General features: G+C 61.7%; 19 protein-coding genes. 4 read left to right on the plus strand and 15 right to left on the minus strand.

The window, feature by feature from the left end; genetic code table 11:
• Positions 1-148 precede the first annotated feature (148 nt).
• The 8 genes from G9X67_RS04840 to G9X67_RS04875 form a co-directional block, all read right to left on the minus strand.
• Positions 149-1636 (minus strand): right-handed parallel beta-helix repeat-containing protein, encoded by a 1488-nt coding sequence (locus tag G9X67_RS04840; RefSeq protein WP_171598276.1) that lies wholly within the window; start codon positions 1634-1636, stop codon positions 149-151.
• Positions 1637-2161: 525 nt separating this feature from the next.
• Positions 2162-3133, minus strand: coding sequence for a DMT family transporter (locus tag G9X67_RS04845; RefSeq protein ID WP_138334777.1), 972 nt, complete (start codon positions 3131-3133; stop codon positions 2162-2164).
• 111 nt (positions 3134-3244) lie between these two features.
• A complete protein-coding gene (locus tag G9X67_RS04850) occupies positions 3245-4447 on the minus strand; it encodes an ABC transporter permease (RefSeq protein ID WP_171598277.1) in 1203 nt (400 codons plus the stop codon).
• A gap of 4 nt (positions 4448-4451) precedes the next feature.
• On the minus strand, positions 4452-5591 hold the full coding sequence (locus G9X67_RS04855) for an ABC transporter permease (RefSeq protein ID WP_171598278.1): 1140 nt from the start codon (positions 5589-5591) through the stop codon (positions 4452-4454).
• Complete coding sequence (locus G9X67_RS04860) at positions 5588-6292, minus strand: ABC transporter ATP-binding protein (protein ID WP_171598279.1); 705 nt, start codon at positions 6290-6292, stop codon at positions 5588-5590. The genes G9X67_RS04855 and G9X67_RS04860 overlap by 4 nt, the downstream gene beginning before the upstream one ends.
• Positions 6289-7536 carry an efflux RND transporter periplasmic adaptor subunit gene (locus G9X67_RS04865; RefSeq protein WP_171598280.1) on the minus strand — a complete coding sequence of 416 codons (1248 nt, stop codon included), beginning with the start codon at positions 7534-7536 and terminating at the stop codon, positions 6289-6291. The genes G9X67_RS04860 and G9X67_RS04865 overlap by 4 nt, the downstream gene beginning before the upstream one ends.
• A 210-nt stretch (positions 7537-7746) precedes the next feature.
• Positions 7747-8820 carry an AraC family transcriptional regulator gene (locus G9X67_RS04870; RefSeq protein WP_171598281.1) on the minus strand — a complete coding sequence of 358 codons (1074 nt, stop codon included), beginning with the start codon at positions 8818-8820 and terminating at the stop codon, positions 7747-7749.
• 247 nt (positions 8821-9067) lie between these two features.
• The gene (locus G9X67_RS04875; protein ID WP_171598282.1) at positions 9068-10048 is read right to left on the minus strand and encodes an SDR family oxidoreductase; all 981 of its coding nucleotides are present in this window, start codon (positions 10046-10048) and stop codon (positions 9068-9070) included.
• Between the two features lie 265 nt (positions 10049-10313).
• Between G9X67_RS04875 and G9X67_RS04880 the strand changes: the two genes are divergently transcribed.
• Entirely contained in the window at positions 10314-10490 is a 177-nt protein-coding gene (locus G9X67_RS04880; protein WP_171598283.1) for a hypothetical protein, read from the plus strand.
• 8 nt (positions 10491-10498) lie between these two features.
• Positions 10499-10873: a VOC family protein gene (locus tag G9X67_RS04885; RefSeq protein WP_171598284.1), complete on the plus strand. Its 375-nt coding sequence runs from the start codon at positions 10499-10501 to the stop codon at positions 10871-10873.
• Between the two features lie 97 nt (positions 10874-10970).
• Here the strand turns inward: G9X67_RS04885 and G9X67_RS04890 are convergent, their stop codons facing one another.
• Both G9X67_RS04890 and G9X67_RS04895 read right to left on the minus strand, forming a co-directional pair.
• Complete coding sequence (locus G9X67_RS04890) at positions 10971-11552, minus strand: dienelactone hydrolase family protein (RefSeq protein ID WP_171598285.1); 582 nt, start codon at positions 11550-11552, stop codon at positions 10971-10973.
• A gap of 251 nt (positions 11553-11803) precedes the next feature.
• Positions 11804-13324, minus strand: a complete 1521-nt coding sequence (locus G9X67_RS04895; protein WP_171598286.1) for an FAD-dependent monooxygenase — start codon at positions 13322-13324, stop codon at positions 11804-11806.
• On the opposite strand from G9X67_RS04895, the gene G9X67_RS04900 reads away from it, so the two are divergent.
• A complete protein-coding gene (locus tag G9X67_RS04900; RefSeq protein WP_171598287.1) occupies positions 13323-13571 on the plus strand; it encodes a hypothetical protein in 249 nt (82 codons plus the stop codon). The genes G9X67_RS04895 and G9X67_RS04900 overlap by 2 nt on opposite strands.
• Before the next feature lie 50 nt (positions 13572-13621).
• Here G9X67_RS04900 and G9X67_RS04905 read toward each other — a convergent pair whose 3' ends face one another.
• From G9X67_RS04905 to G9X67_RS04915, 3 genes are read right to left on the minus strand one after another with little or no spacing between them, the layout of a single operon-like run.
• Positions 13622-15610 (minus strand): primary-amine oxidase, encoded by a 1989-nt coding sequence (locus G9X67_RS04905; protein ID WP_171598288.1) that lies wholly within the window; start codon positions 15608-15610, stop codon positions 13622-13624.
• 60 nt (positions 15611-15670) lie between these two features.
• Positions 15671-15844 (minus strand): hypothetical protein, encoded by a 174-nt coding sequence (locus G9X67_RS04910; RefSeq protein WP_171598289.1) that lies wholly within the window; start codon positions 15842-15844, stop codon positions 15671-15673.
• The gene (locus tag G9X67_RS04915; protein WP_171598290.1) at positions 15841-17292 is read right to left on the minus strand and encodes an APC family permease; all 1452 of its coding nucleotides are present in this window, start codon (positions 17290-17292) and stop codon (positions 15841-15843) included. The genes G9X67_RS04910 and G9X67_RS04915 overlap by 4 nt, the downstream gene beginning before the upstream one ends.
• A 121-nt stretch (positions 17293-17413) precedes the next feature.
• Here G9X67_RS04915 and G9X67_RS04920 point away from each other — a divergent pair, with 121 nt between their 5' ends.
• Positions 17414-18451: an AraC family transcriptional regulator gene (locus G9X67_RS04920; protein WP_138334787.1), complete on the plus strand. Its 1038-nt coding sequence runs from the start codon at positions 17414-17416 to the stop codon at positions 18449-18451.
• A 303-nt stretch (positions 18452-18754) separates the two neighbouring features.
• Here the strand turns inward: G9X67_RS04920 and G9X67_RS04925 are convergent, their stop codons facing one another.
• Together G9X67_RS04925 and G9X67_RS04930 are read right to left on the minus strand one after the other, a co-directional pair.
• On the minus strand, positions 18755-19447 hold the full coding sequence (locus G9X67_RS04925) for a substrate-binding domain-containing protein (protein WP_171598291.1): 693 nt from the start codon (positions 19445-19447) through the stop codon (positions 18755-18757).
• A gap of 43 nt (positions 19448-19490) precedes the next feature.
• Positions 19491-19856 (minus strand): cytochrome C oxidase subunit IV family protein, encoded by a 366-nt coding sequence (locus G9X67_RS04930; protein ID WP_138334789.1) that lies wholly within the window; start codon positions 19854-19856, stop codon positions 19491-19493.
• Between the last annotated feature and the right edge of the window lie 4 nt (positions 19857-19860).

Genomic DNA, 19860 nt, shown 5'->3' on the forward strand with positions numbered 1-19860 from the left:
TTGCAGCCCCTTACCCTCACCCGGCGGCAGCCGGGTGAGGGACACTGCGGAGCCATTTGATGGCGAGGGCAACGCTTCCCCGGGGGGAGTCCACGCCTCCCCGGAAGGAACGCCTCCCGGCATAGCGCCGGCTCCCGGCACACTCACCTCAGCTCAGCAAGCCATCCAGATGGATGAAGACGGTCAGCGTATCCCCGTCGCTATGATGCGAGCTTCCATCGTTGATCCCGTAGCTGAAGGACTCGCTCACATGACCGTCATGGTCGGGGAGCTTCGTTTCATCGAGCGTGTAGGCATAGTTGCCTTCCCGATCCACGTGGATGACGCCGTAGTCGCCGGTCAGCGTCAGGCCGTGCTTGCCGACACTTTCGTCGCCGAAGCGGCGCAGAACCAGGGTGTCGTTGTCAGAACTGTCGTTGTCGAGAAGATTGCCGCGATGGGCCTCGCCATTATCGGTGAAGATCTTCAAATTGTCATGGACGGCGACAACCGCCGAATCCGCGGATACCTCCGTCGCTGCGGTAACCTTGGTATCGGCGGCGGTAAGCGTCGTCTCGACATTGGCTACCGTCTTGTTGCCGCTGACGGTAAAGGTATGCGCGTCGGCAATGGCCGGCGATATGCTGGTGGCCTTGGTGCCGGTCTCGATCGTATTGTTGGTGAAGGAGCCGGATGCCGGCCTGTCGACCTTCAGCGCCGCCTGTGAGAGGTCGTCGAAGACGTTGTCGTGAACCTTGATATTCGTGCGGCTATAGCTGGCACCGATGGGCCCGCTGACGGCAACGCCCCACGCGCCGTCATGAATATGGTTGCCTGAAATATCATAGTCCCGCGCATTGCCCTGGTCGCCGAGACCGACGGCGAAGGACCAGCTGTAACCGTGATATCCGGATATGTCGTTGTCGCGGATGGCAACGTTCTTGCCCGCCTGCGCGCTGATGCCGAAGCCGCCGCCGGTGATCACATTGTCCTCGACAACCGCATTGGTGGGCCTGACGAGCGCGATGACGCCCTTGGGGCTGCTGGCATGCGTCTGGTCGAGATGATTGCCCTTGATCAGAATGTTGCTGCTGTCGTTCATCTGCACGGCATCGGCCGTCGAGCCGCTCGCGCTGGTGACGGTGTTGTTGAGAAGCTTGACGCCGGCGACCTTTTCGATCCAGAAGCCGTCGCCTTTGACGCCCGATATCTTGCTGTCTTCGACCGTGACATTCTTGCTGCTCCGGAAGGTGACGGCGCCTGCGTTTTCCGACAATCCCGTCTTGGCGATCTCGACGTCGCGGACCGTCCAGTTCGTGACACTGCCGCCATAGATGCCCGAACCGCCGGTATTCGATATCTTCAGGTTCTCGATGACGATGTTCGAGGCATAGAGACTGTGGATGCCGTCGCCGCTGCTGTGGATGACGGGTGCCGCACCCGCCCCGTAACTGCCGATCTTGATCGGCGCACTCTCGCTGCCGGAATATTTGATATCGAACTGCTCGTTGAACACGCTCCCCTTGGCAAGAAGCACGCTGTCGCCGGGTTTCAGTTTCAAGGATTCCACTTTGGACAAAGTCGCAAAAGCCGAATTCTGGCCCGTTCCACCGTTGCGGTCGGAGCCAGTCGCTGAGTTCACATAGTAGACTGTCATATCGCCATGTTGCCCTGTTCGTCGGATCGCTAATGTCGCCGCCGGCATCGCCCAGGATCGGCCGATCGGATGCGGCGGGGGCAACCGGCCATGGCAAGAAGGCGATAAGATGTTGTCAATGGGGCAGCGGGCGAGTTCGCGCGCCTCATTCCACAGGCAATTGCCTGGTGTGACCAAAGTTACAACTTGGGCCGAGAAATCGGCGACTTCGAGGTGAATAAATCGCGGCGTGTTTGCGCGAGGCATACGTCGCCTTCGGTCTGTGCGCCATGTGATTCTTGCCTTCGCTTGCGCTCAGGGGGGGAGGAGCGCCAGCGACGAACGCCTTGAGCGTAAGCGAAAGGCGCACTCCAAGGTGAAACCCTACCCCTCGCCCTCAAAGCCGAGGTCAGCGGCAACCATGTCGCAGCGATGGCGAGACTTCAGGCCCTACAGCGCCGCGCGTCTTTTCAGACGCGCAAAGGACGCTGTAGCACTTTGAATTGCTGCATAATTTTATCCTTAAATCGATCCCGATTTAAGGAATTATGCAGTAGCCGCTTCGGCCTTGATCTTCGGCTTCAGCAGGATGATGAGAAGCAAGCCGGCGATGATGAGTGCCGCGCCTTCGAGGTGATAGCGTTGCAACTGCTCGCCGAGGATCAGATAGGCGAGCACGGCTATGAAGATGGTCTGAATGTAGAGGAGGACGCCCGCCCGAGCCGCGCCCAGTGCCTCGATGCTGCGATTGAAGAGGTAGTACATGACCGCCCCGCCGGGGATCGCGACATAGGCGAGCGCGATGAGCCCGCTGCCGTTGAGCGTCGAGCGCTCGTCTGAGAATAGCTCGAACAGGTAGAAGGGCAGCGCCGTCAGCACCGCCGCACCGAGCAGCATCACCAGGAGCGCAAGGCGATTCATGTCGAATTTCGCTCGGCGGAGCAGGACGGTATAAAGACTGAAACAGAACGCGCCGGCGACGATCCACAGTTCACCCCGGTTGAAGTCGAGCCGCATCAGCGCGGCCGGACTGCCCTTGATGATGATGACCACGATCCCGAGAAAGGCCAAGATCGATCCGATCACCTGCCAGCGTCCCATCGGCTCGGCCAGCATCAAACGGGCAAGGATCATGGTGATGATCGGGATCAGGGCGATGATGATGCCGGCGGTGGTGGCATCGGCATGTTCCAGCCCGACAAAAATCATGCCCTGGCAGATCGCCAGTCCCACACCGCCGATGAGAAGCAGTTCGAGGGCGCGAGCCCGCGCGAGCGCGACCATCTCGGCGAAATGCCGGCGCACGATCGGCATCAGGATCGCGAAGGCGATCAGCACGCGCCAGAAGCAGAGCGCCCAGGGCGGCATTTCTGAAGAGACCCATTTCGCAGCGATATAGACGCCGGCCGACAGCAGCCAGCAGAAAATGCCGACGGAATAGGCGGCGGCAAGCGAACTGCCCCCCGCCTGTTCCGTCCCGACCGTGTCGCGATGGACCGCCAAGACATTCATTGCCATGGTTCAGTTATGCCACAATTTCCATGGGCTGCACAGATGAGGCGGCGGCGCTCCTCCTGACGGGTCGCCGTGATGACGTGCCCCACCGGGAAGGTTCAGACAGCAGGCCTCTTACACCCTCGCCCTCAAAGCCGAAGTCAACGGCAGCCGTGTCGCCGCCAGCGCCGGCAACGCCCCGCCGATGATGCCGATTGCAAGCCCCAGCAGCCCGGCGGTCAGCGCGACGTCGGCGGTGACGTCGAGCTGGAAGGCCATCTTGGTATTGTTAGCGCCCATCGTACTGGCCTGCCAGCCGTTGAAGGCGAGCCATGAGGCGAGGATGCCGAGGGCGGCACCCGCGATCGAGAGAAGCACGGCCTCGACCCAGGTGGCAGTGAAGGCCGGCAGGCGGCCGAAGCCGAGCAGGCGCAGCGTGGCGATTTCGACCGTGCGGTCGGAGACCGAACTCATCATCGTGTTCAGCGCGCCAGCGGTGGCGCCGACCGCCATCAACAGCGCCAGCGGCCAACCGAACAGGCGGATGAGGCTCGCGGTACGCTCAGATTGCGCGGCATAGAGATCGGCCTCGGAGACGGCGGTGAGCGGCGGGCCGGGAAATGCGGAGATATGCTCCTGCAACACAGGCAACCCGCCTGCCCCATCGAGACGCACGCGCAGGCTCTGCACCTGCCCCTGCCGGTCGAGGGCCGATTGCACGGCCTCCAGATCCGCCCAGATCTCGGATTCGAAAGCGCTGCCGCCTGACGCGAAATCCCCGACGACCGTCCAGTCGACCGCGCCGAGCCGCACCTTGTCGCCGACGGCGAAGCCGGAGAATTCATCGGCGATGCGCCCACCGACGACGATCTCGCGGGCTCCCGGCGAAAACAACCGCCCTTGGGAGAGCGATACGCGATCGCGCAAACCCGGCCCCGTAGTGTCCATGCCGCGCAACGACAGTGTCTGTTCCGCCCCGTCGCTTGCCCTGAGGACATCGACGGGAACAACGATCTCGCGCGACAGCGCCAGGCCGCCCGCGGCATTCCGCGCCACGCCGATCTCGCCGGTTGCGGCAGTCAGGCTGCGGATTGCCTCGGCAGGCACATCCGAGCCGGTCTCCTGGTTGGTGCCGCCGCCGAGGATGACGGCGATGCCGGTCGAACCCGCGCCTTGAAGCGCTGCCTCAAAGCCCCTGGCCATGGCGAGAAAACCCGCAAGCACCGCCACCACGAGCGCCACCGAGAGTACCATCGACAGCGAGATCCAAAGCCGCCGCGGCAGGCTGCCGAGATTGACTCTGATCATGAAAAAGATCTGCTTGAGCGCTGATGACATTGGACTATCTCGATCTGAAGGCGTTGACGATGGGCAGGCGCATGGCATTGGCGGCAGGGAACAATCCAGTCAGGAGGCCGAGACCGGCGATGATGGCGACGGATTTCAGCAGCACGGACGAGGTGAAGGCGAGGCCGAATTCCGGCCCGGCAAACAGCGTCGCGAGCTTGGCGAGAACGAGCCCGCCCGCCCCGCCGACGGCGAAGACGAACAGTGTCTCGCCGAGGATCAACGCAATGATCCGCCCCCTGGAAAAGCCGAGCACCTTCATGACGCCGATCTCGAAGCTGCGCTCCCTCACGGCAAAGAGCATGGTGTTGACCACGATCATCAGGATCGTCACGAAGGCGGCGCCGACGACGAGGCTGACGATCAGGCCGATATCGGCGAACTGCCGCAAGAAAGCCTCGAGGAACTGCTTTTCCGATTGAGTGCGCGTCGGTGCCGCCGAATTGGCAAACAGCGCGTCGATCCTTGCCGCCAGCACGCCGGATGAAACGCCCGGTCGCGGTCGCACCACGAAGCCATCGACTCTATCCTTGCCGCGGGCGCGCGCCGCATTGACGGCATCATAGCGGGCGATCATGAAATAGGTGTCGGTGCTGGCGTCGGCCCCTTCGAAGATGCCGGCGATCTCAAAACTCCAGTTGCGGCTGCCGTCTTCCCTTGTCAGGTGGCTGGTGACCCCGATGCGCTGGCCGACCGACCAGCCCTGCGCCTCCGCCAGCGCCCGGCCGACCAGCACCCGGTCACGGCCCTCTTCCAGCGCTGATATCAACTGCGGCGTCAGCCCGAGTTCGTCGCCATTGGCCGCGGCGATCAATCGTGGATCGACCGCGCTCGTCATCACGACATTCTTCTCGACATCGACGAAGCCCCGCATGCGCGTCATGTAGGCGACGGCGGCGACATCGCTATCGGCGGCGATCCTGTTGAGATAGGCAAGCGGCAGCGGCTGCGCCCGCCCCGATCTGTTGAAGACGCCGAGCAGCGTATCGCTCGCCCCGGCCGCCCCTTGCGAGCCGCTGAGGAAGCTCGCCGTCAGCCCATAGATCAGGAAGGCGACGCCGACCGAGAACATCAGAAGCGTGGCCCTGAACGGCTTGCGCCAGGCATTGCGGCGCATCAGCTGGAAGAAGGTCATTGGGCCAACCTTTCCTGCTCGACGAATTCGCCCTTGTTGAGATGCAGCGTGCGCCGGGCAAAGGAAGCCGCCTCGGGATCATGCGTCACCATAATGATGGTCTTCTGAAGCTCGCGATTGAGAAAGCCCAGCATCTCAAGGATATCATTGGCGGATTTCCGGTCGAGATCGCCGGTCGGTTCGTCGCAGAGCAAGAGGTCGGGATCGCCGACGATGGCGCGGGCGATGCCGACGCGCTGCTGCTGCCCGCCGGACATGCTGGATGGAAACTGCCGCTGCCGCCCGGAGAGCCCGACCAGATCCATGACGGTCTCGACGCGCGCCCGCCGCTCCTTGCGCTTGAGCGGCTTCAACAGCAGCGGCAGCTCGATATTCTCGCCCGCATTCAGCATCGGCAGCAGGTTGTAGAACTGGAAGACGATGCCCATGCTGTGCGCGCGCCAGGCGGCTCTGGCGCCTTCGCCCATCTGTTCGAGATGGCTGCGGCCGATCCTGATCTCCCCTCCGTCGGGGCTGTCGACGCCGCCGAGCATGTTGAGCAGCGTCGATTTCCCCGAGCCCGATGGGCCCATGACGGCGACGAAATCGCCGCGTGCTATGGAAAGGTCGAGCCCGGAAAAGATCGGGATCGTCTCCGCGCCGATCCTGAATACCTTCCTGACGCCGCGAAGCGCGATATAGGGTTCTTGAGTGTCGGTCATCGCTCTGCTCCTTGCTGATGGTCTGTGCTATCCCCGGCCTCACCCACCAGAAGGCGGATGCGCGCGGCCATGGCGGGGCGCATGTCTGACGGCGGTGAGGAAAGTGACAGGCGAAGCGTCACCGTCCCCTTCTCCCGCGAAATCATCGGCGCGATCTTCGATACTTCGACCGCAAAAGGCCGGTCGGGAAAGCCGTCGAGCACCGCCTCGCCACGCAAGCCCGACCGCATCAAGGCGATATTCGCCTCGGCCACGTCGGCATCGATGACCATGGTTGCCATGTCGGCAACCGCAAGCAGGCTTTCATTCTCCCGGACGCTGTCCTCTCTCGACAGCACGGTGTCGCCGACATGTGCGGTAAGCCGCGTGACGGTGCCCGATATCGGCGCCCGTACGGTCAGCGCTTCCACCTGCTCGCGCGCCCTGTCGATATCGAGATCCGCCTTGGCCACGTCCTGCCGTGCCTGCAGGGCGGCATTCTCGGCAGCGTCGAATGCCGTCTTCGCCTCCTCCAGCGTCTGCGCCGACATCGCATCGCGCCCGGCAAGCCGCTCGGTGCGCTTGAGGGAAGACCGCGCCTGCCCCAATTCAATAGTCTTCGCCGCCAGCGCCAGCTCCGCCGATTGCCGGGCGATCTCGGCGCCCTGAAGCGCAAAGCGGGCGCCCGCATCATCGAGCCGCACCAGCACCTGGCCTGGTACGACCCTGTCGCCCGCCTCGACCTCGACGGCAACGATCCGACCTTCATATTTGGAAAAGACGGTAGCAATATCGGGCGCCACGACGTAGCCGGAGCCGGTGACTTCCCGGGTTGGCAATCCCCTCTTCGTTGGGGTATCTGAGGGCAGAGCCCGAATAGGACTGGCGGCGGGCCTGTCTGTTCCATCGACGGATATTGCGATCTCGTCCTTGCTTATAAGACCCGCAAGCACGGTCTCGATGCGCTCCAGCGTCTCGGGCCGATAGAGAAGCGCCACCGCCAGCGATGCCGTCGCGACAAGGGCCAGTATTGCTCCGGGAATCACCCGCCGCCGGGCCTGACGATCCGGCGGTTCCGTCTTGAAGGCCGCGGGTTCGATCGAAAGCGATCTCAGCTTGGCGGCAAGGTCTCGGTCATGTTCTGATGTCGTGTTCATGCCGCCAGAATGACCAACGGCAGCAAAACCGCGACCTCGAACGCGTTTCCGATAGTCCTCGATCGCGATTGTGTACTTGGCGCGGCAAGCACCCGGGTCAGCCCTCATGGTGAGGGTGAGAAGCGATCCGCGAAGCGGAGCAATCGATCCAGTGAATCGATTGCAGTGACGAACGAAGCGCCGTCTCGAACCGCGAGGGCGGGTGATTGCGTGGGTGCAGCCTCATGCTTGCTGTCTGAAGCGCCGGTGGCCCGCCCCGTCCTTGGAGGCCCCTACCGGGCGTCTCAGGATGAGGCTGGAGAGAGGACAGGCGTCACTTCACGACGAAGCCGAAGAGACGCCGGATCCACCCTTCCTCTCCCGCCAGCCAATCGGCGTCATATCCGTGACCCGGCGGAATTCGCGGTTGAAGTTGGACTTGGTCTGGAAGCCGACCTCGAACATCACCTCGGTCACCGATTTCTGGGTCGCGGCAAGCAGCCGGCAGGCCTCGCCGATCCTGTAGTCATTGACATATTGCGAGACGTTCTTGTCCATCGCCCGGTTGATCGCCGCCGAGATCTGGCGGGCGGGAATGCCGGCCTTGCGGGCCAGCCGGTCGAGATTGAGATTGGCGTCGCGATAGAGTTTTCTTGCCTCCATCAGCGCATCGACCGTGGCGATCATCTCCTTGTCTTCGGTCGTTTCGGACTTCGGCACCGCCTCCACCATCTCGGCCGGCGCCCGGCTTCGGCTGGCGGCGGCTGCCGCAATGCCGAGGATGACGAGAACCGCGAGATTGCTGACGCTGATCAGCGTCAGCGCATGCTCGCCATGCGCCCATGTGAAATCGAAAAAGACGAAGATATCGACCGAGGCCGACAGGCACAGCGCCACCGCCGCGAAGATGATGGCCCGATAGGCCGGCACCGCTCCCTCGAAGGGCGCAAGCCGAAGCGCATCGGCGCCCGGCCGCATCAGAAGCAGGATCGCCAGGGCATAACCGACGAAAACAAGCACCAGCGCAATATCGATCACATCCCGCCGGACCACCATCAACGTGAGGATGACGGCTGCGGGCACGGCATGCAGCGCAATCCGCGCCGCCAGCGGCCGCCGGCTCGTCCTCACCAGCCTGGAAACCCCAGCATAGGCAAGCGGCGGCACCATCGCCGCGGTGACAGGCGCAATCACACCCACCGCCTGCACTCCATACCCCCAGCGCAGGCCGGAGAGGACGGATTGCAGCAGGGCGAGCAGGATCAGTGCCAGAAACGGCAGGTTGGGCTGCGCCTCCTCGTCCCGCCTGAGGACGGTGACGAAGAGGATGAGCAGCAGAAGGGCAACGACGAAGGGAAGCGGAATGAACAGCATGGCCTGATAGGATCGGAGTGGCGAATGGATGGCCATCATTGCCGAGATCCTCAGCCGGCGCGACCTCCATCATGTTTTAGGACGCGTTTTAGGTTGGGATTTTTGTGAGCGATATGCCGTGCCATCCCTCATCCGACGGTCCGGGGCGGCCGTGCAGATTCTGCGTCGAGGACAAGTGGCGGCGATCATTGTGGCGAACCGTGCGCCGGTTGGCATTTGGCAATGCGCGCCCCTACAGGCGAACGCGGATCATAAAATACCCTGCACGCGCTCTACGAGGACCTGCCTAGCCGAGAGCGCTTTGTGCTGCGCAAATCCGATCGACCAAAGCATCGAGATCGCCCCTTGGCGGACGGTTCTTGGCCAGGCGCTGCTTGAGATGCATGATCGGCTCCGCCAGAATTTCATCAAGGCTCTCGGCGCAGGTGAAGTCGCCCGCCACGCGTTTGACCTTTGAATTGTCAAAGATCGCCGACCATGCCTTGTCGCCCCGCAGCGGGCCAAGCCACTCCGGATTGTACCGGACCAGGGTATCCGTCGGCACGTGTACGATCGTGGCCTCGACATCAAGCAATCTGGCGATCGTCTTTTGAATATCGTTCCAGATATGAGCGCGATCGGAGGTGATGTGGAAGATCTCGTTCAACGCCGCCGGCTTGCCGAAAAGCCCGACAAAGGGCACCGCGAAATCAACCGAGCGGGTCAGTGTCCAGGGCGTGTGGCCATCGCCCGCCACGATGGTGGGCTCGCCGTCCAGCATGCGTCTCGCCATGACGTCGCTGTCACCCATCATGATGGGCAGGCCGGTGCGAACAGTGTGACTGGGACGGACGATGGTCCAGGCGAGATTTTGGGAATTCTTGAGCAGCGTCTCGCAGGCAATCTTATCTTGGCTATAGCGCCAGTAGGGGTTGATCGCCGGTGTCTGCTCGGTAATCACATAGTGACGCGGCGGCTTTTCGTAGACCGAAGCCGAAGAGATGAAGATGTACTGGCCGCAGTGCCCGGCAAAGACATCGATGTCACGCGCGACTTGATCCGGCGTAAAGGCAATGAACTGGCACACGACGTCATAATTGGCCTTGGCCAAGTCCGCATAGGTGGGTGCCGCGAGATCGCCGACGATCGCGGTAACCCCCGCAGGCAATGGGTTGCCTCTCAAACTGCGGTTATAGACGCTGACATGGTGGCCCTGAACCACGGCGCGCTCGACGCATGGATATGAAATCTGGCCGGTACCGCCAACAAAAAGGATTTTCAAAGCCATGGGAAGGACCTCAGTGTCGGATGTGGCGGGATATGCGGTCAGTCTTCATAGCGCGAAAGAAATCGGTCGTCTCCTGCAAAACAGGTACACCGGCTCACGTTGTTTAGATCGACCTGTCCCGTAAACCAACGTAGTGCCATTCCGTATAAGCCGATCGGACGACGTGAGGTTCGGCCGCAACCAGCCATTGCCGATACCGCGAAGATCTCTATCTCAAGCCAATAATGCCCCTTCTGTTTGAGATCAGCACAAGACGGAGGTTCTCTTGAAGGATTATCTGCCCTATGCAGCCGGGGCGCTGGCAGGATTGCTGGTCGCCTTTCTCATATCTCGCCTGTTGATGCTGCCGGAGACACCGCAGCTCGTGCTTTTTGCATTGCTGCCGGCGGTCGGCGGCGCGGTCGTCGAACGCGTTTGCCATCGCCGGCCCAACAATTCTTGAAGGGTTCCATGGCAAGGCTGAAAGAAATCGTCATCGATTGCGACATTCCCTCGCGTGTCGCCCGCTTCTGGGCGGAGGCGCTCGATGGCTACGACGTGATGCCATATCAAGACGACGAACTGGCCCGCCTGGCCGCTCTCGGATTGACACCCGAGACTGACCCGACCGTGATGGTCGAAGGTCCCGGAACCCGCCTTTGCTTCCACCTTCGCCCAGGGGAACGTTCCGCCCGCAACCGACTTCATCTCGATATTGCCACCCCCGATCGGGCCAGGGAGGTAGAGCGGCTTCTATCGCTCGGTGCGAACTTCGTCCGGGAAGCGGATGGATACACGGTCTTAAATGATCCCGAAGGCAACAATTTCTGCGTGGTGTCGGAATAGTCCGCTCCGGGCCGAAAGCCCGCCCTGCAGCATGAACGGCACCCATCTCAGGTCGGCTACACCAGCGCCAAACCGGATCTCCCGCGGAATGTCTGGGTCAGACGCGATTCAGGAACTCGATCACGCGGAGGGTCAGCAGCGCGGTCGCTTCCGCGTCATAGGACGGCAGCGAGCTGTCGGCGAAGTAGTGCTGGTGGCCTGGGTACAGGAAAAGCTCCGCGTCCTCGACCTTCTCCACGATCTCACGGGCGGCGTCGATGTCGCCCTCGCGGACGAAAATCGGGTCGTTGTCCATGCCGTGGATCTGCACCGGAACGCCGTCCGGCCACGGTCCGAAGGCCCATTCGCCGCTGATCGGCAGGCAGGAATAGAAGAGCAGAGCCCCGCGGGCGCCGGGCCGCGTCTGCGCCAGCTTCTGCGCCGGCAGCACCCCGAACGAGAACCCGGCATAGACGAGCCCGGCAGGCAGTTCGTCGGCGACGCGCACGCCGCGCTCCCGCATGGCGTCGAATCCGATCTCCCCGATATAGGCGATCCCCGCTTCGATGCTTGGGAATGTGCGCCCGTCAAACAGATCAGGCGTGTGCACGATGTGACCGGCTGCCCTGATATCGTCGGCAAACGAGCGCACACCTGGGGTCAGCCCCTGTGCATGATGGAACAACAGGATCTCAGCCATAAGGAGCCTCCGGGCGGGACGGTCGGGCGCATCGCCACTCTACAGCGTCGCCGCCTTGCCGGGAAGAGTGCGGATACGTTGCCGAAGCAACATCTGTAAACCCGCCGAAAACCGTACATCGATTACTGCATTCCGGCGGCATCCTTCACAGCTCTTCTCCTATGCCTTCATGCGCTCAGTCCGGCATTTTAGAGCGAGAAAAACGGCCAAAGAAACGTCCTTCCAAACCTCAATGGCGGGGCGGCATAGTTTCAGGCTTTGCCGAACCACCGCGATGCGGCCTGCGCGGCTTTCTCATTGTCAGGCATAGCCTCACCAGCCCACGCCACGAAGCCGTCGGGGCGCACGAGCAGCGCGCTCAGTCCCAGCCGATCCCGGGCGTCACTGGCGACATAGGTGATCCCATTCCAGCGACCTGCCAGCGCTTGCAGCGGTGCACCGGCGTCAAAGTCCAAAAGCAGGCCTTTGCCCTGCCTGAGGTGATCGCCGAGCTTCGTACCGTCGGCCAGCTCGAAATCGGGAGCGCTGCGGCCGACCAGCGGGTGACTGCCGCCAAGATCGTAGCGGAGAGACACACCCCAGACGCGCTCGGCAAAGTATGTCGCGCCGTCACGCGTGTCGATCAGATCGCGGATGATGGCTTCGAGCGCGCGCGAACTCCGGCTCGGCCGCATCAGTGCGACCTGGGCGCGCGACCAGTCGAGAATCTGCGCTCCAACTGGATGCCGTTCGCAGAAATAGCTATCGAGCAGGCCCTCCGGCGCATCGCCGCGAATCGTCGTGGCAAGCTTCCATCCAAGATTCATCGCATCGCCGAGCCCGAGGTTCAGACCCTGGCCGCCCAAGGGGGAATGGATGTGCGCAGCGTCACCCGCAAGCAGCACCCTGCCCTTGCGGTAAGCCGTCGCCTGATAGGCGCGATCCGTCCAGGTGGTGGCAAGCTCAAGGCCTGTCACCGTGACATCGGCGCCGGAAATATGCCGCAACACCGATTGCACATGCTCCGGCGTGATCGGCTGCGTTCGGTGAAACGCGCCTCCGTCGAAATCGACCATCGCGATGGTGCCGGGCTTTTGGTAGGTATACATGCCTGTTGGCGTGTAATGGCGGCCCGCGACGAGCTTCTCCGGATCGGCCATCTCGACCTGAACGGAATAGCCGGTGAACTCCGGATCGGTGCCAACGAATTCAAAACCGCCTGCCCTGCGCACGGTGCTGCGCCCGCCGTCACAACCGATGAGCCATCGTCCGCGAAAGATCTGGCCACCCGCGCGAACGGTCACGCCTTCGCCCGACTGATCGAAGCCATCGACACCGAGCCCGCGCCTGATCTCGACACCCATCGCGCTTGCGTGGGCGGCCAGCGCGGATTCGAAGTGCTCCATCTCGACCGCCATGCTGGTACCGGCCGGACCTGGCAGGCGATAGGGCCACGTCGAGGTGTCGATGGTGTCGTGAAAGAACTGAATGCCGGCGAAATGCCCGCCCGGGTGACCCGGCTGCTGCATCCAATGCGCTGAAGTCGATTGATCTTTTTCGCGCTGCGGCGCCATGATGTCATCCAGCAGCCCGCGACGGTAGAAGGCTTCGATGGTCGGTGCGGAAAGGCCGCGCATGCCAAACGGCAGCCGCTTCAACGGCGAATGCGGGTCTTCGGCCTGCTCCAGCACCAACACCGAGAGGCCGGCCAGCCGCAGCTCGCAGGCCAGAAACAGGCCGACCGGACCTGCACCGGAAATCACAACGTCATGAATCATCAGAAAATCGGGCATGAACTACTCCTTTATGGTCGTTCGACCGGAGCAGTTCGTCGTTTTGAGAACCACACGGACGAACAATGGGACGCTTGAACAGCGTCTGTTGTTCGTCGTGGAGAACTCATGCACGAGGCAAGGAACAGAGCTTTCGTTTCCGAAAGGACTTGGGCCAACCACACCAAGTCATGCCTTTTCCGACATCGGCAACATAGCCGCCGAGCGATCGATCGGCAACAGAAGATATCCTCTTCTGAAGGTCTGACCTGACGGGGAAGGCCCCTTCCGGGCGGTTAAAAAGGAACAGCCGTCCAGCTATGTGTGGCAGCAGGAACCATTTCCGGTGTCATCAGGCGAATGTTGCAGGCGATTGTCGACGCTCTGGCTGTTTCCTTCCGGCGGCAGGTCCATGGCGATGTTGGATGCGAAGAAGCCGTTCGGTTTCAGCGTGAAGCCGGCATATTCCACGGGCATGGTCGGAAAATCCTCGGGCTTGCAGACATGGGTATGGCCGAAGGAATGCCAGAGCACGACATCGGCATTCTCGATTTCGCGGTTCTGCTTGACATAACCCGGCAGGCCGTCGCCGCCGGCATGCACGTTCGGATAATCGCCGCTCGCATATTTTTCCCTGGCATCGAAGGCCGTGACCCAGATGTGTTTCTTGGCGAAGCCGCCGCGCTGGGCAACGGTCGAATCCGGCTGGGCAAGCATGACCGGCGACGGCATGACGACAATCTTGTAGCCCGGCGCCTTGCCGACGCTGTTCTTTATGTTGGGGTTGGAGACTTTCCAGTAACGGCCGGTCTCGCCATTGGCGAGTGCCGGGGAATCAAGTTCGCGTTTCAGCACACGGCTCCTGGTATCGAAGACATTGCCATAGGGATTATCCTCACCCCAGGGACGCGGCACGAACTCATGCTCGGTCACGGTATTGTCGCCGCCATCGACATCCATGTGCAGGCGCGCATTGAAGAAATGCTGGTGGGTCGGACCGCCGAGATTGTCATCGACCATGCCGCCCCATGGATAGGTTTCGCCGGTCGCGACCGCCGCCGTCTGGATGATGCCGGTGAGCTTGGCTTCGAGCTGGATCGTGCCGTCCTGATAGAGATACCAGTAGAAGCCGTAATCGTAATTGCCGACGGTTGCGAAGAAGGAGATGACGAGGCGGCGCGAACGGCGCACTTCGAAAATACCGTTGCGGAATTCGTAGTGCTTCCAGAGGATGCCGTAATCCTCCTCATGCATGCAGATGGCGTTCTTCATGGTGAAAGGCTGGCCGAGATCATCCGCCGCCGGCACGTCGAAATAGTGAATATGGCCCAGGCAGTCGCAGCCGAGTTCGAGGCAATTGGCCAGGCGCCCGAGGCCATATTCGCCGGCATCGAAGGCGCTCTTCCAATAGTGGTTGGCGGTCGGATCCGCATAGGGCACGACCATTTCCGTGACACTGGCGCGAAAAACGACGGGCCTGAGCCTGCCCTGATCCTTGATGCCGAGTTCATGCAGAACGAGGCCCTCGCGCGGGGTGAAACCGACACGGAAACTCCAGTTCTGCCATTCGACTTTCCAGCCGTCGACCGTAAAGCTCGGCCCTTGCGGCTGAACGATATGCAGCGGCGTGAGATCGGGCCGCGGTTCCGGGAAGGTTTCGCGGCCATAATTGCGCTTCTTCCTCGGGACCGGAATGATCTTCTCATCGTCGACGAGCTCGACCACCCGGTTGGTGATCAGATCGACCACCGCCACCACGCCCTCGATCGGATGGGCGTAGCCGTTGTCACGGACATCCTCGCGCCAATAGGACACGGCGCGGACGATGCGCTTTCCCTTCTCGAATTCGCGGCCAAAATAGCCCGAGGAAAAAGGATCGATCTGGATGAGCGGAATATCCTCGTCGGTAATGCCGCGCTTCTTGACGGCAGCGATCCAGCGCGGATCGGATTTGACGGTGCCTTCCACGGTTTCGAATTCGCACAGCATGATCGGCGGCTGACCGTAGGGCAGTTCATCGAGAGGCAGCCGGATATAGGAGGACACCGTGTCGGCAGTCAGGTCTACGATGCCTTCGAAGGTTTCGCCATTGCTGATGTCGATTGCCAGGATGAAGGCAAGCCGCGGCAGCCTGTCGCCCAGGCGATAGGCGGCAAGATCGGCCTTGGCCGGCTCCTCCAGCCGGGTGATCGGAAAGCGGAAGGTGGCTGCGAGTGGCTGCCTATCCTTGAGTATGGCAACGGCAGAAGCGATCTCGTCGAGGCTCAGAGGATCGAGGGGATGGGTAACTGCGACAACGGCGTCCATTGGTATACCTCTTGTTTTTGGAAGAGACGACGCAACATGGCGCGTCGCAAGCTGCGGTGATCAGGATCGACCGGAGCAGATCTGTGCCTCGATCATCATCTGGTCTGCATGGATGCAGAACACCGAGCAGAAGGCGTGTGCCTCGACGGCAACCAGCACTGTCGCGCCGGCAAGGATCGCGACCGTGAGAACCAGAAGGCGATCGACGGGTGCAAATTCAGCAACGGCACTCATTCGAAGACCTTTCCAAGGGAGGCATAGAGAACGGGCTTGGATCTCTTGATCCGGATCGCAAACAGCGCGCCAAGAATGCCCACCAGCACCATGGCGTAGGGGAAAGCCTTGACGATCAGGCTTTCGCTGCCGGAAAGGAGTGAAAGATTGGAGCTGACCAGCACCAGCGAACCCATGAGGCCGAGGAGCGCCAGCACTGGCGCGGTCATCGTGGTCCAGGCGCTATAGCTGTTCGGCGTCTTGCGGAAGAACATGATGATCGCGACGGAGACAAGCACCTGCACCAGTAGGATACCGATACCTGCCAGCGCTGCCATCCAGGAGAACACGACAGTGTAGGGATCGGCGCCGAAGATCACGAACAGGGCAAGGACGACAGCCGCGATAAGACTTTGCAGAAGACCTGCAGCATAGGGCGAGCCATGTTTGGTATGAACCTTGCCAAGTACCTTGGCGGCCAGGCCTTCACGGCCAAGGGCGAAGAAATAGCGGTTGAGCGTATTGTGGAAGGACAGGATGCAAGCAAACAGGCTGGTGATCAGCAGCACGTTCATCACCTGGCTCGACCATGGACCAAGCACGGAATTGGCGGCGGTGAAGTAGAAGCTGTCGAGGCTGGCAGCAGCAGAAGCCTGCACCTTGCCCGGACCATAGAATTGCACGATTGCCCAGGTGGAGAAGGCATAGAAGAGGGTAATCAGCAGCACCGCGACATAGGTGGCGCGGGGAATGGTCTTTTCCGGATCTTCGGCTTCCTCGCCGAAAATGGCAGTCGCTTCGAAGCCGATGAAGGAACCGATGACGAAGACCAGCGCCACGCCGAGACCGGGCGCAAAGACCGACGATGGCGCAAAGGAGGAGAAGCTGATGCCTTCCGGTCCGCCGCCTGAAAAGACGATGGCAAGATCCAGAACCAGCAATATGGCGATTTCGGCAATCATGCAGACGCCGAGGATCGCGCCCGAGAAGGCAATGTTGCGCTGACCGCAGACCAGCACGACGACCAGTGCCACGAAGGCGAAGGCCCACCAGGGCAGAACCAGTCCAAGCGGCGCTATGACATTGGCCATGAAGAAACCGAACAGGCCATAGATGGCGATCTGAACCGCGCTATAGGTGACCAGCGCCATGAAGGCGCCACCCACGCCAGCCGGCTTGCCGATGCCATGGGTGATATAGGTGTAGAAGGCTCCTGCCCCGCCCACATGCCGGCTCATGGCGGTGAAGCCGACCGAGAAGAGCAGGTAGAGCAGGCCGGCAAGCACGAAAGCGCCGGGGACGCCCGCGCCATTGCCGAAAGCAAAAGCGGCCGGCGAAGCGCCGACGACGGCCGTCAGCGGCGCGGCCGCGGCAACGACGAAGAACACGATATGGGCGAGGCCCACCGAGTCCTTGGCCAGACGACGCTCCGGCAATGATGGTGCGGGCATGCTTGCTTCCAGTGTCATGGAGAACCCCTCTTTGCTTGTTTGTTGCCAAGAAGGTAGGCGCGGCGATCTGGCCCCGAAATTGCAGTTTATGCCAATGAATCGATAATTCGCGCCACGAAGGTCACCGGAGACGCTGAAAATGGCAGTTGCATCGCATTTGATCAGCCGCATGCCAGCAGTTGCTTCAATTCGAGCCTCCGTCTTGATCCCGCTGGTGCAACAAATCGATAAAAGATCCGGGAAAACCGACCTTCTTCTGGCTTCGCACGGCATTCTGCGCTCGCAACTGGAAGATCCTTACGCTGTCCTGCCCATGGCGCGTTATGTCGCGCTGTTCGAAGATGCCGCGACGATAACAGGCGAACCGGCACTGGGAGCTCGCATGGGCACCGGCTTCAAGCCCGCCGACATCGGCCCCATCGGCATGCTCTTCGCACTCTCGCCGACCATTCGCAGCGCCTTCGAGCGGCTGTCGAAATATGTCAACGCGGTACAAGGCGCGACCAGTTCCGGCGTGTTCGAAGAGAATGGCGATTTTGTCTGGAGCTACCGGATCGTCGATCCCAGCATGTGGCCGCGCCGGCAGGACAGCGAATTCACGATTGCCGCCTCCTGTCAGCTCGTCCGTTCGTGCTTCCGCCGTGGCTGGCGGCCGATCGAAATACAGCTCGAGCATCACGCCCCGCGCGACGCCGGCGTGCTGGAACGCATCTGTGGCGCGCCCATCATGTTCGGCCAATCCGGCAACCGGATCGTCATGAACAAGGCGGAGGCTGACCGTGTGCATCGTGCGGAAGACAAAAGCCTGGTCGAAATCCTGGAGCGGCATATCGGCGATCTGGTCAACGAGCCGGCCGCCGGCGATGCCGTCAAGGAAAAGGTCCAGGCCCTGATCGGCATCTATCTCGGCCGCAAACCGATCACGGTCGCAACGCTTGCCGCCGAACTGAAGATGTCGCCGCGAAGCCTGCAGCGCCGGCTGTCGGAGGAAGGCGTGTCGCTTCGCGATCTCGTTCGCCAGCACCGCCAGACACTCGCCGCCCACTATCTCGGCGACCGACATGCCGCACCGATGTCCGAGATTGCGCGTGTGCTGGGTTATGCAGACAACACGGTGCTCTGGCGTGCGCTGCGATCCTGGGAAAAGAAGGGGAACGACCCATCTTCGACAGGTTGATCGAAGATACACGGCAACGGAGATCGCCCGATTGCTGCCCTACGGACGGAAGCAAAAGCCCGGCATCCTCCAGCGCCCGAGCGCGGCATTCTCCAACGCCCCTATGGTGACAGTGCCTACTTCTCCTCCCTCATTCCTGTGCTCGTCACAGGAATCCAGCCACGGCGCGTCCGCGCCGTGAATGACTCTCATACGACGAGGTCGTTCTCCCGCGCCCAAGGACTTGGGCGCACTGGATTCCTGTGACAAGCACAGGAATGAAGGAGGTTGGGTTGGCGTTCTCGTCGTCAGCCAAGCACGCCTTCAGCAACGCTCGACGCCCTTTGCCGCCAGGATGTCATCAACGGCTGTCGACGTCAGAAATTCCGACAGCTGCCCGGCAGCTTCTGCGTCCGTTGAATCGGCGCTGATGCCAATAGCGAAGTCAATGTAACTTTGGAGTTCTGCCAGAAACCGACCGACAAGCATCACTTCGGGAGCGGCGGCGAGAATCGAAGTCACGGGAACGACGCCCAACTCGGCCTCCCCACGGCCTACGGCCGGCGCTGTCTGCCCTCCTGATATAGCCACCAGCTTGGGCTTCACCTCATCGGCTATTCCCAAGCGTTCCAGCAAACCGGAGAAGTAGCCGCCGCTGCTTCCTTCACTGGCGTAGGCGATCGACCTGGCGCTCTTCAACGCATGTTTGAATGCTTCCACCGACCCGACGTCGAGCGGCCGACCGCCTGCCTTGGCCGCCACCCCCATTGCTATCCGGCCGAACGCGACCTCGCTCCCCGCCTTGACTTTTCCCACGGCGGCCAGATCCTCAACAAGGTTCGGATTGGTGATGACGAGGTCAAAAGGCTCCCCAGCTTCAATCTCCTTCTTGACGACAGGATTGAGCTCCCACTTGACCGCAACTGTGAATCCTGTGGCCGTTTCGAACCGGGATATGACAGCAAGGACGGCGGGCCGAACCGCAACAGCGCCAAAAAGTCGGATCTCCTGATTCATGGCCCAACTCCGCCTCCGATCTGTCGATCCTGTCCAACAGACCCTACGGCCCCGCCCCAAAGAACGCCAGCCGGGTGAAGATCGTGTAGTCCGCTTCCGATACCATCAGCGCCACGAAAACCAGCACCAGCAGCGGCGGCAGCAGGATGGCGTAGACGAGCGCCAGCCGTTCCCAGGCCATGTGCATGAAGACGGCGACAATCAGCCCGGCCTTCAGCATCATGAACACAAGGATCAGCGCCCACCTCAGATAACCCTGGATGCCGAGATAATCGACCATGTAGGAAAAGGCGCTGAGCACGAAGAGCAGGCCCCAGACGAAGAGATAGAGCCGGATCGGGTGCTGCTGTCCGGTGTGTGTTTGTGCATGCACCGTTTGGCTTTGCGCATGCGCCGTTGTCTCGCTCATGACG

Source organism: Rhizobium sp. WYCCWR 11152 (genome assembly GCF_013087615.1).
Classification (GTDB): Bacteria; Pseudomonadota; Alphaproteobacteria; order Rhizobiales; family Rhizobiaceae; genus Rhizobium; species Rhizobium indicum.

What these genes read in the sequence shown, in the direction of transcription:
- G9X67_RS04840 (WP_171598276.1), bottom strand. Translation starts at nt 1,636, where the DNA reads ATGACAGTCTACTATGTGAACTCAGCGACTGGCTCCGACCGCAACGGT.
- G9X67_RS04845 (WP_138334777.1), bottom strand. Translation starts at nt 3,133, where the DNA reads ATGGCAATGAATGTCTTGGCGGTCCATCGCGACACGGTCGGGACGGAA.
- G9X67_RS04850 (WP_171598277.1), bottom strand. Translation starts at nt 4,447, where the DNA reads ATGTCATCAGCGCTCAAGCAGATCTTTTTCATGATCAGAGTCAATCTC.
- G9X67_RS04855 (WP_171598278.1), bottom strand. Translation starts at nt 5,591, where the DNA reads ATGACCTTCTTCCAGCTGATGCGCCGCAATGCCTGGCGCAAGCCGTTC.
- G9X67_RS04860 (WP_171598279.1), bottom strand. Translation starts at nt 6,292, where the DNA reads ATGACCGACACTCAAGAACCCTATATCGCGCTTCGCGGCGTCAGGAAG.
- G9X67_RS04865 (WP_171598280.1), bottom strand. Translation starts at nt 7,536, where the DNA reads ATGAGGGCTGACCCGGGTGCTTGCCGCGCCAAGTACACAATCGCGATC.
- G9X67_RS04870 (WP_171598281.1), bottom strand. Translation starts at nt 8,820, where the DNA reads ATGATGGCCATCCATTCGCCACTCCGATCCTATCAGGCCATGCTGTTC.
- G9X67_RS04875 (WP_171598282.1), bottom strand. Translation starts at nt 10,048, where the DNA reads ATGGCTTTGAAAATCCTTTTTGTTGGCGGTACCGGCCAGATTTCATAT.
- G9X67_RS04885 (WP_171598284.1), top strand. Translation starts at nt 10,499, where the DNA reads ATGGCAAGGCTGAAAGAAATCGTCATCGATTGCGACATTCCCTCGCGT.
- G9X67_RS04890 (WP_171598285.1), bottom strand. Translation starts at nt 11,552, where the DNA reads ATGGCTGAGATCCTGTTGTTCCATCATGCACAGGGGCTGACCCCAGGT.
- G9X67_RS04900 (WP_171598287.1), top strand. Translation starts at nt 13,323, where the DNA reads ATGAACTACTCCTTTATGGTCGTTCGACCGGAGCAGTTCGTCGTTTTG.
- G9X67_RS04895 (WP_171598286.1), bottom strand. Translation starts at nt 13,324, where the DNA reads ATGCCCGATTTTCTGATGATTCATGACGTTGTGATTTCCGGTGCAGGT.
- G9X67_RS04905 (WP_171598288.1), bottom strand. Translation starts at nt 15,610, where the DNA reads ATGGACGCCGTTGTCGCAGTTACCCATCCCCTCGATCCTCTGAGCCTC.
- G9X67_RS04910 (WP_171598289.1), bottom strand. Translation starts at nt 15,844, where the DNA reads ATGAGTGCCGTTGCTGAATTTGCACCCGTCGATCGCCTTCTGGTTCTC.
- G9X67_RS04915 (WP_171598290.1), bottom strand. Translation starts at nt 17,292, where the DNA reads ATGACACTGGAAGCAAGCATGCCCGCACCATCATTGCCGGAGCGTCGT.
- G9X67_RS04920 (WP_138334787.1), top strand. Translation starts at nt 17,414, where the DNA reads ATGGCAGTTGCATCGCATTTGATCAGCCGCATGCCAGCAGTTGCTTCA.
- G9X67_RS04925 (WP_171598291.1), bottom strand. Translation starts at nt 19,447, where the DNA reads ATGAATCAGGAGATCCGACTTTTTGGCGCTGTTGCGGTTCGGCCCGCC.
- G9X67_RS04930 (WP_138334789.1), bottom strand. Translation starts at nt 19,856, where the DNA reads ATGAGCGAGACAACGGCGCATGCGCAAAGCCAAACGGTGCATGCACAA.